Source organism: Nocardioides sp., assembly GCF_050246775.1.
Taxonomy (GTDB): Bacteria; Actinomycetota; Actinomycetes; order Propionibacteriales; family Nocardioidaceae; genus Nocardioides.
This window is the reverse complement of the sequence record NZ_JBFWVK010000015.1, coordinates 1-7,102: the sequence shown is the minus strand read 5'-3', so window position 1 is coordinate 7,102 and position 7,102 is coordinate 1. Positions and strand designations below refer to the sequence as shown.

The following is a 7,102-nucleotide window of genomic DNA, read 5'->3' as shown; positions in this document are numbered from 1 at the left end:
CTTTGTTTATCTGCCCCTGCCGCGTTGGGTCATTCGTAAAAACGGTCTTCTGAACTGGGTGGTTATGGCCTGTCGCAGGCGATCGGGTTGTTGAGGGACGTTTGGCACGATGCTTACGCGTGAGGGCTCTCATCTGGTCAGTGGGTTCGCGGACCTTTGGCCATGGGTCCGGCGCGGTTGACGATGAGGTCGTCTGAGTGCTGATATTGTGCGGCTCGAAATGGTGATTGATGTCCATTGATTCCAGACCTGATTAGTTGACGTGAAAAGATTGGTTTACAACGTCTATTGTATATCAAAGCTCTGTTGTTCAGCAACGTTTTCGTGTCAATTTGTTTGGTGCGCCGCGTCATTTCTTATGAGCTCTTCATGCACTCGAATCCCGTTCCTGCCGCGCATGATTGTGATGGGGCATACGCATAACGTCTGTTGGGATACATACAGTGCTGCAAGGGTTCTCGACCAGTATTGGGTGCGCATACGCGACCGTCACGAGCCCAAGTCTTTCTCTGGCCTTTTCTCGGTCACGTATTTGACCGACCCTAGGAGTGCTGAACGCAATGTTTATTCAGAAAAGTTTTCCGCGAGCCTCTTTGAGCGTCATTGCGAGTTCTGGGATAACTTTCTGGGCTGGCAGGGCCGTGCGCAGTGGCCTTGCTTGTTGCGAGCGCTCAGCCATTCATGATCGAAAGCCGAGCATGGGGAGTGGGAAACGATTTAGCGACTAGCCGAGGACAGGGTGCAGCCGACCGTGCCCCAGGGTTTTCTGTAGCAGGACGGCGGGACTAGCCGTGTTGATGCTGGTGGCGCCTTATGCGACATGTGTGGGACGGCGGCTGTCTTGCCGTCACATGTGGGACGTCTCTCGGACGTCGAAGCCGAGCTTGTCCGGTTACGTCGGACCGTAGCCGTCGCGGATGACCGGACGTTGTGTCGGCCGGCGCCACAGGACTAGTGAACGCCGGGTTGATTCGTTGATGAGCGTGTACTTGAGGTAGCCGAGGTCCAGGAGTTCGCGTTGGCCGTAGGCGCGTTCGCGGTGGTATCCGGCGAGGCGAGGGCCGGGGCGAAGCGCCTCACATGGTTGGCGACTGGCAGCGCCGCAGCGTGGGCATTGAAAACGTGCCCAGTGGTCGTGTCCGTCGCTGATGATCAGGTCGCCCCTTTGGCCGATGGTGGTGCGCCCGGCGGGCAGGTTGTGCACTGTTGACAGCGCGTGCAACAGGCCCAGGCCCGGATGGGTTGGTCTGGAAGCGGGGGAAGGGATGCCGGGTGGCGGGAGTGTGGAAGACGGTGCACCTGTTCGTTCCCTCGGATCGCTCAGCGAGCGAGGTTTCAAAGTACCTGTGCGACCACATCAATGCGGTTGCCTATGAAGCGGGTGAGTTCGTTCGGCAGGTCAGGATCGGTGACGGGGTCGACCAGGGCACCGGTTGGCATAAGTGGTCGGTGTCTTACCTGCCGGGGCTTGCCGGGGAGGGTGTGTGCGAGTGAGGGTCGGCCAGTAGGCCCCTGTCGCCGCGGCCCCCAGTCCGTTCTGCCGGTTTGTTCGTCCGTGCGGAGGCTGGTGTTCATAGCGCGGGGGTAAACAGGGTGATTGGCAGGATTGCGGCGCGAAAGGGGATGGACGAGGTGGGTGAGTTGGGCCGGGGTGCAGACCCCTCGTCGCGCACGGTGATCGATGTGGCGATCGGCGTGTTGGTGGGATGGCGCGGGTGTTCGCCGCGGGAGGCGTTCGAGGAGTTGGCCTGCGCTGTGCGTGAAACCGGGGTCGGTATCGGCAGCATCGCTCGCGCTTTGGTCGACCTGGCGTGCGGCACGGACCAATCAGCACCGCACCGCGCTGTCGCACTGCGTCTGTGGGGCGATGTGATGCCCAGGCCCTCGGCGCTGGTGAGCGCCTCGAGGAACTAACACGCGGCGTCTGCGGCCCTGGCCCGCCCGGGGGGCCGGGCCAGGGCCGCTTCCCGCGCGCGCTACCGATGCGCTCGGGTTACGGTGTGGCAGATGAGCACGTTGCGGATCTGAGATGACGACATCGCCGCGGCCCGAGCCGCCAATGTTGAGCAGGCCGACTACTACCGCGAGGAGCTTTCCCGTCAGGGCAGATTGCTCGCTGATCGACGAGCCGCCCTCGAGGCCGCCCTGGCGCGGTATCAACTGCGGGGGGAGCTCAATCAGGTACGCCGCATTGAACGCGAAATCCGGCACGAAGATTGGGAACGACAGGCACTGCAGCGCCTCCTCGATGCGATCGAGCAGCGATTCCCCCGTCGAGGGTCTGCCACCGAACCCCACACCGATGACGGCGGTCACCACGCGCAGGGTCGGGGCTTGGCGCCGCGCTCAGCGCAGCCACGCTGAGCCGGATCCGTTGAACCCCTAGGACGACACGGCCAGCAGCCCGGCATTGCGCGACAATTCCGCGCGGGCCCGCCGCTCGACGAGCAACGGGACAAACTCGCGGATCGGGCACTGCTCGAACCGTGCGTGGGCGCTCTGCACGGCGCCGGCCACGTGCTCGGGCGGCAGGTCGGCGTAACGGGTCGTCAGCCGCTGCACAACCTGGTCGATCAACAGTGTTTCGCTGATCTGGGCCATGTCGAACAGCTTGCGGCACGCACGCCGATCGCGCAACGGGATCAATCTCACGAATGTAAGTTCCCCGACGACCCCGCCGCGGCCACGACACGCCTTCCGCTTCATTGGTCACAGCCTCACCATGAGCCACACCGGAACGTATGTTCGATATGGGTGGCAGGCTCACCGGGCCGGCACGTCGTGTAAGTGCGAGCGTCATGTCGGCTCCATTTGGCCGCTGGTGTCGCGGATCATCTGGCGCAGGCTGGCTCGGACGGCGATGAGGTCGTCTTGTGCCTCGGTGAGTTGACTTTGAAGCCTTTGGTTGTCGTCAGCGAGTTCGGCGTTGGCGTTGTGGAGTTCCCGGTTGGCTTCGAGTAGTTCCTCGATTCGAGTGCGGAGGTCGCGTGTGTTGTGGCGGTCGAGCTGTTGGCCGAGTTGTTCGCGTAGTGCGTCGGTGAGTCGGGCGATTTCGGCGCGCAGGGTGCGGTTGTCTTGGCGCGCCAGTTCGAGGTCAGTTCTCAAGCTGGCTTCACTGGCGCGGGTTCCAGCGAGTTGTTGCCGGTGGGGTTGTGCGGCTTGGTAGTCGCGGGCGGCTTCGATGTATTCGCGGACCCCGTCGGCGTAGACCAACCAGGTCGATACCTGGGCTGCGCGGGCGATGAGCGCGAAAGTGATGGGCGTGTCGGTGTGTTTGATTTCGTCGACCGCGGCAAAGACGCGGGCGCGTTTCTGGTGGGAATCGCGTCGGCGGGCGTCTTTGAGGACGTCGGTGGGTGTGCGGGGAGCGGTCATCGGTCGTTCCTGTTGACAACCGTCAGGGGTAGGACCGTTTTGCCTTGGGCTGCACGGGTTTTCCGCAGCACAGCTGAGGCGTCCTCGACGCGGCGGCGCTCGCCGGGGTCAAGTGCTTGCAACTGGGTGCGCATGGCAGCTATCACGGTGTCGAATTGGTCGATTTCAGCGCTCAGGTTGTCGATGACGAAACTGGCGGCGTCGATGGCTTGTGCGGTTTCCCGGTTGGCTTTGAGTGCTCGGAGGTGGTCCTCGATCGCTGGGATGTAGGAGGGGTCGGGTCGGTAGAACCCGCAGCCAGAACATTGGAAACGTATGGGACATGCCTGGCCGCCGGCTTTGACGTTGGACGGTTCGGTGCAGTTGCCGTACGGGACAGCCACTGACCGCAGTTCATAGGCGCTCAGAGAGGACGGTTTGCGAGCGCCGAGTCGGTCAACGGTCAGTGCGGCGATGGTCGCGACTGCTTCGCGTTTACGGCGAAGCGATATGTCGTAGTAGCCCATGGTGGTCGAAATGCTCTTGTGGTCCATTAAGTCGCGCAGGACGTCGACTGGTACTCCTGCATCGGCATGACGTTGGGCATAGCTGTGGCGGAAGGCATAGGCGTAGACGGAGACACCTTCCAGTGGTCGGGTTTGGCCGGTGGGCAGCACAACGTTGTCGTTGATCCATGCCGTCCAGATACGCAGCGCGTCACCGACTGTCTGGGTGCGCAGGTACGGGATAGGCGCCGTGCTTGAGCGGGCAGGGAATAAGTACTCGGCACTGGCCTCGGCGATGAGGACGTTGGCACGTACTTGTTGCCAGTCGCGTATCGCCGCGGCGGTCTGCTGGCTGATGGGTAGTCGACGACCCAGCCGTTTGCCTTTGACGTTGTCCCATACCAGTTCTGGTTCGTTCCCATCGAGGAGGCAGTCGGCGCGCAGCTGGCAGATTTCGCCGGGCCGGCGCCCAGTATCGCGCAGCAGGATGTAGACGCAGCGGAACATCTGCTTGACCTGCTCTGCGTTGAGGCTGCTATGAAGTCTTCCGCTGGCCAGGGCGTCGAGATTGTCGTCGAGAAGCCTGATCACGGGCTCGGGCAGGCCCTGGCGGGCCCGCTCTTCGCTGCGTGACTCGGCGTCGGCGATGGTGTGGTGATGCTGGCGGATGAATGAGGCAGACATGTCGCGCAGCGGGCCGGTGGCGCGGCCGTAGTCGAGCAGGTCGATGAACCTTGCGAACAGGATCCGGCGGGTTTGAACGGTCAGCAGTCCCTTGCCGTCACGGCGGCCAAGCACACGGAACGCTTCGACGACGGCATCCATGTCGGCGACCTCCAACGCGGCGAGGTCTTCGCCGCCGCCGGGTCTGCGGGCCAGACCGTCGGAGGCGGCGGTGGCCGCGCGGATGGTCTCCACGACGATGTAGGTCGGGATGCGAGTGAGCTCGGCTTGGGCCCAGCGGCGGGTTATGTCATTGAGCCAGCTCACTGTGATGGGAGTGAAATCGAGTGCACCCTTTCGACGCCGGCTGCCCCCGTGGGTCGCCGGGTCGTGAGCCAGGCCCATGGTCACCAGGTCCCAGACCTGCCGGTCGGTATGGGCACGGCCGTTGACCTCTTCGTAGGCGTCATGCAGGGTGCGGGCGAATTCGAACAAGTGAGCAGTGGAGTTGGCGTTGCGGCCCTGTCGTGCCTGCAGGCGCTCGAACTTCGGCGTGCCGAAAATTGTTGCCAGGCTTTGAGTTGACCCCAGGGTGGTGACCACTGAGCGCACAGCCGAGGCGTCCATGCGTCCGTTTCGGGCATCGCGGCGTTGCAGTGCGTAGAGAAGCTCCCAGCGCATCTGCTCGGCCAATGGAACCAGCGAGAACATGTTCATGGCCAGATGCGGCGGTTGGGTGCGGGCCCACTGTTGCATCGTGGCGCGGCTGCCGCTGCGTCGATAACGGGTGCGGTGCAGAATGCAAAGCCCAGTGGCGTAAGAGGATTCCACCTCGCATCCCAGCACCATGCAGTCCGGCAAAGCTTCAAACGGGATGGCGATGGTGGTCGACCATCGTTTGAGACTGGGCGAGCGGCGGTCATGCTTGTAGACGTGCCAGCGGATGTTGTGGTCTTCGCACAGCCCTTGGGCCAGCGGCATCCGTTCACAACGCACGCCATCGCGTCGCACGATGCATGGTCCCTCGCGTCGTTCACCCGGGCGGTTCTGGCGAGCCGGGGGCGTGTACGTCGCGGTGAATTCTTCGAGGGTCAAACCCGATTGGCGGTATGCCCTGCCGCAGTGCCGGCACAAGCCTGAGGAGCGCCGAGCGATCCCGCAAGTGGCACACGGGCGGCTGACCGTCTGAGGGTTGCTCAGATCGCCGATGAACAGCCACGTTGAGTGGTCCCACTCCCCGCGCCGCCATCGCAGGTCGACGTTGCGGCGTAACCATGTCAGCCAATCCACTGATTCCGATGCCGGGACAACGATCTCGGCTGCCGCTCCCTGCGCTGCTGAGGCGCTCACCGCATCGCCCATTTCGCTGCGACCCGCTCGACCGCCCGGCGCTTCGTCGCGTCGGTCGGGTGCAAGTAGCGCTCCATCGACATCGGCGAGACATGCCCTAACAGCCGCTGCACGGTGTCACGTGCGGCACCGTTTTCCATCCACTCCGTGGCTGCGGTGTGGCGAAGCATGTGTGGATGGGCGGTAAAACCGACCTTCGTTGAGAGCCGCTCAAACAGCGCGTAGGCGTTGCCGTAACGCATCCCGCCCCCCAGCGGCGGGCGGTAGATGTTGACGAACACCATGTCGGAGTCGACCGCTGCACTGACCTCGTCGCGTTCGTACTGATAGTCGGCATAAAGCTGGACCAGCTCGGTGGGCACCGGAATCGAGCGCGGCGCACGCGCCTTCGCGATTGCGCCGTTGTCATTCAACCGCCGCCGAATATGAACATGGGGCCCAGCGATCGCGCAGCCCAGGACAGTCGACGACGCCAGCAAGTGCAGATCTTCGCGGCGCAGTCCCAGTGCCTCACCGATCCGCATTCCAGTTACCGCCAGCAGCGCTAGAAGGAAGCGGTCTCGGGGATTCGTGGTCGCCACGATCAGCTGCTCGACCTGCTCAAGGCTCAAGCTCTTCGTCTCCGCCGCCGTCGCCGCCAAGCGCAGCGCCTTAACCTGTACCACCGAGTACACAGCTTGGCCGCTGTCGCCGGCCCCAGGCAGATAGCGGACGTGACGCGGGGACGCCAACCGATCGATCAACTCCAGCGGCACCCATCCCTGCGCGGCGCCAAACCGTAAGAACTCACACACTGTCGTCATGATTTGGTTCGCAGTCTGGGGCGAACGCAACCGCGCACTACCCTTCGGCGGTGTCGTGACCAACCATCTCAGAAACTGACTGAGCTCGGCGAAGTCGATTGTCTGCCAATCGATTTGCATGTCCGAGCAATAGGACAAGAACAGCGCGACGCGACCGGCATAGGTTCGTTCCGTGTAGGGGGAACGTCCCTGTGACCGCAGCGCGGCCAGATAGGCCGAACCCTCGGCATGCAGGACATACGAGTCTGACGCGATCACGTACCGGCCGATCCCATCAGCATCCGAAACCGCTCTCTCGGCGATATACGAGTTGGACACGCACCGAAGGTAAACGTCGTAGCCAACGACAGGGTGGATAACAGTCAGACTCGTCACCCAACACCGGTCAACCAAATGTGCCTTAGACGGAAGCGGACGCGCAGATAA

At 63.0% G+C, this 7,102-nt stretch carries 7 protein-coding genes; 1 reads left to right on the top strand and 6 read right to left on the bottom strand.

Features of this window, described 5'->3' with window-relative positions; all coding sequences use genetic code 11:
• Nucleotides 1–892 precede the first annotated feature (892 nt).
• Nucleotides 893–1,204: a zinc finger domain-containing protein gene (locus tag AB7I40_RS23640; RefSeq protein WP_053855229.1), complete on the bottom strand. Its 312-nt coding sequence runs from the start codon at nt 1,202–1,204 to the stop codon at nt 893–895.
• A gap of 419 nt (nt 1,205–1,623) precedes the next feature.
• Between AB7I40_RS23640 and AB7I40_RS23635 the strand changes: the two genes are divergently transcribed.
• Nucleotides 1,624–1,914, top strand: a complete 291-nt coding sequence (locus AB7I40_RS23635; RefSeq protein ID WP_048468716.1) for an ANTAR domain-containing protein — start codon at nt 1,624–1,626, stop codon at nt 1,912–1,914.
• Here the strand turns inward: AB7I40_RS23635 and AB7I40_RS23630 are convergent.
• From AB7I40_RS23630 to AB7I40_RS23610, 5 genes are all read right to left on the bottom strand, one after another.
• The gene (locus AB7I40_RS23630) at nt 1,828–2,316 is read right to left on the bottom strand and encodes a hypothetical protein (RefSeq protein ID WP_167542120.1); all 489 of its coding nucleotides are present in this window, start codon (nt 2,314–2,316) and stop codon (nt 1,828–1,830) included. The two genes, AB7I40_RS23635 and AB7I40_RS23630, sit on opposite strands and share 87 nt — an antisense overlap.
• 66 nt (nt 2,317–2,382) lie before the next feature.
• Nucleotides 2,383–2,601, bottom strand: coding sequence for a three-helix bundle dimerization domain-containing protein (locus AB7I40_RS23625; RefSeq protein WP_048468751.1), 219 nt, complete (start codon nt 2,599–2,601; stop codon nt 2,383–2,385).
• Between the two features lie 195 nt (nt 2,602–2,796).
• Nucleotides 2,797–3,375, bottom strand: coding sequence for a hypothetical protein (locus tag AB7I40_RS23620; RefSeq protein ID WP_171024473.1), 579 nt, complete (start codon nt 3,373–3,375; stop codon nt 2,797–2,799).
• Nucleotides 3,372–5,534, bottom strand: coding sequence for a tyrosine-type recombinase/integrase (locus tag AB7I40_RS23615; protein ID WP_167542180.1), 2,163 nt, complete (start codon nt 5,532–5,534; stop codon nt 3,372–3,374). The genes AB7I40_RS23620 and AB7I40_RS23615 overlap by 4 nt, the downstream gene beginning before the upstream one ends.
• A 335-nt stretch (nt 5,535–5,869) precedes the next feature.
• Nucleotides 5,870–6,994 carry a tyrosine-type recombinase/integrase gene (locus tag AB7I40_RS23610; protein ID WP_204814788.1) on the bottom strand — a complete coding sequence of 375 codons (1,125 nt, stop codon included), beginning with the start codon at nt 6,992–6,994 and terminating at the stop codon, nt 5,870–5,872.
• Between the last annotated feature and the right edge of the window lie 108 nt (nt 6,995–7,102).

Bases quoted from the DNA above. Each gene is read 5' to 3' on its own strand.
- AB7I40_RS23635 (WP_048468716.1), top strand. From the start codon at position 1,624: ATGGACGAGGTGGGTGAGTTGGGCCGGGGTGCAGACCCCTCGTCGCGC.
- AB7I40_RS23620 (WP_171024473.1), bottom strand. From the start codon at position 3,375: ATGACCGCTCCCCGCACACCCACCGACGTCCTCAAAGACGCCCGCCGA.
- AB7I40_RS23625 (WP_048468751.1), bottom strand. From the start codon at position 2,601: ATGGCCCAGATCAGCGAAACACTGTTGATCGACCAGGTTGTGCAGCGG.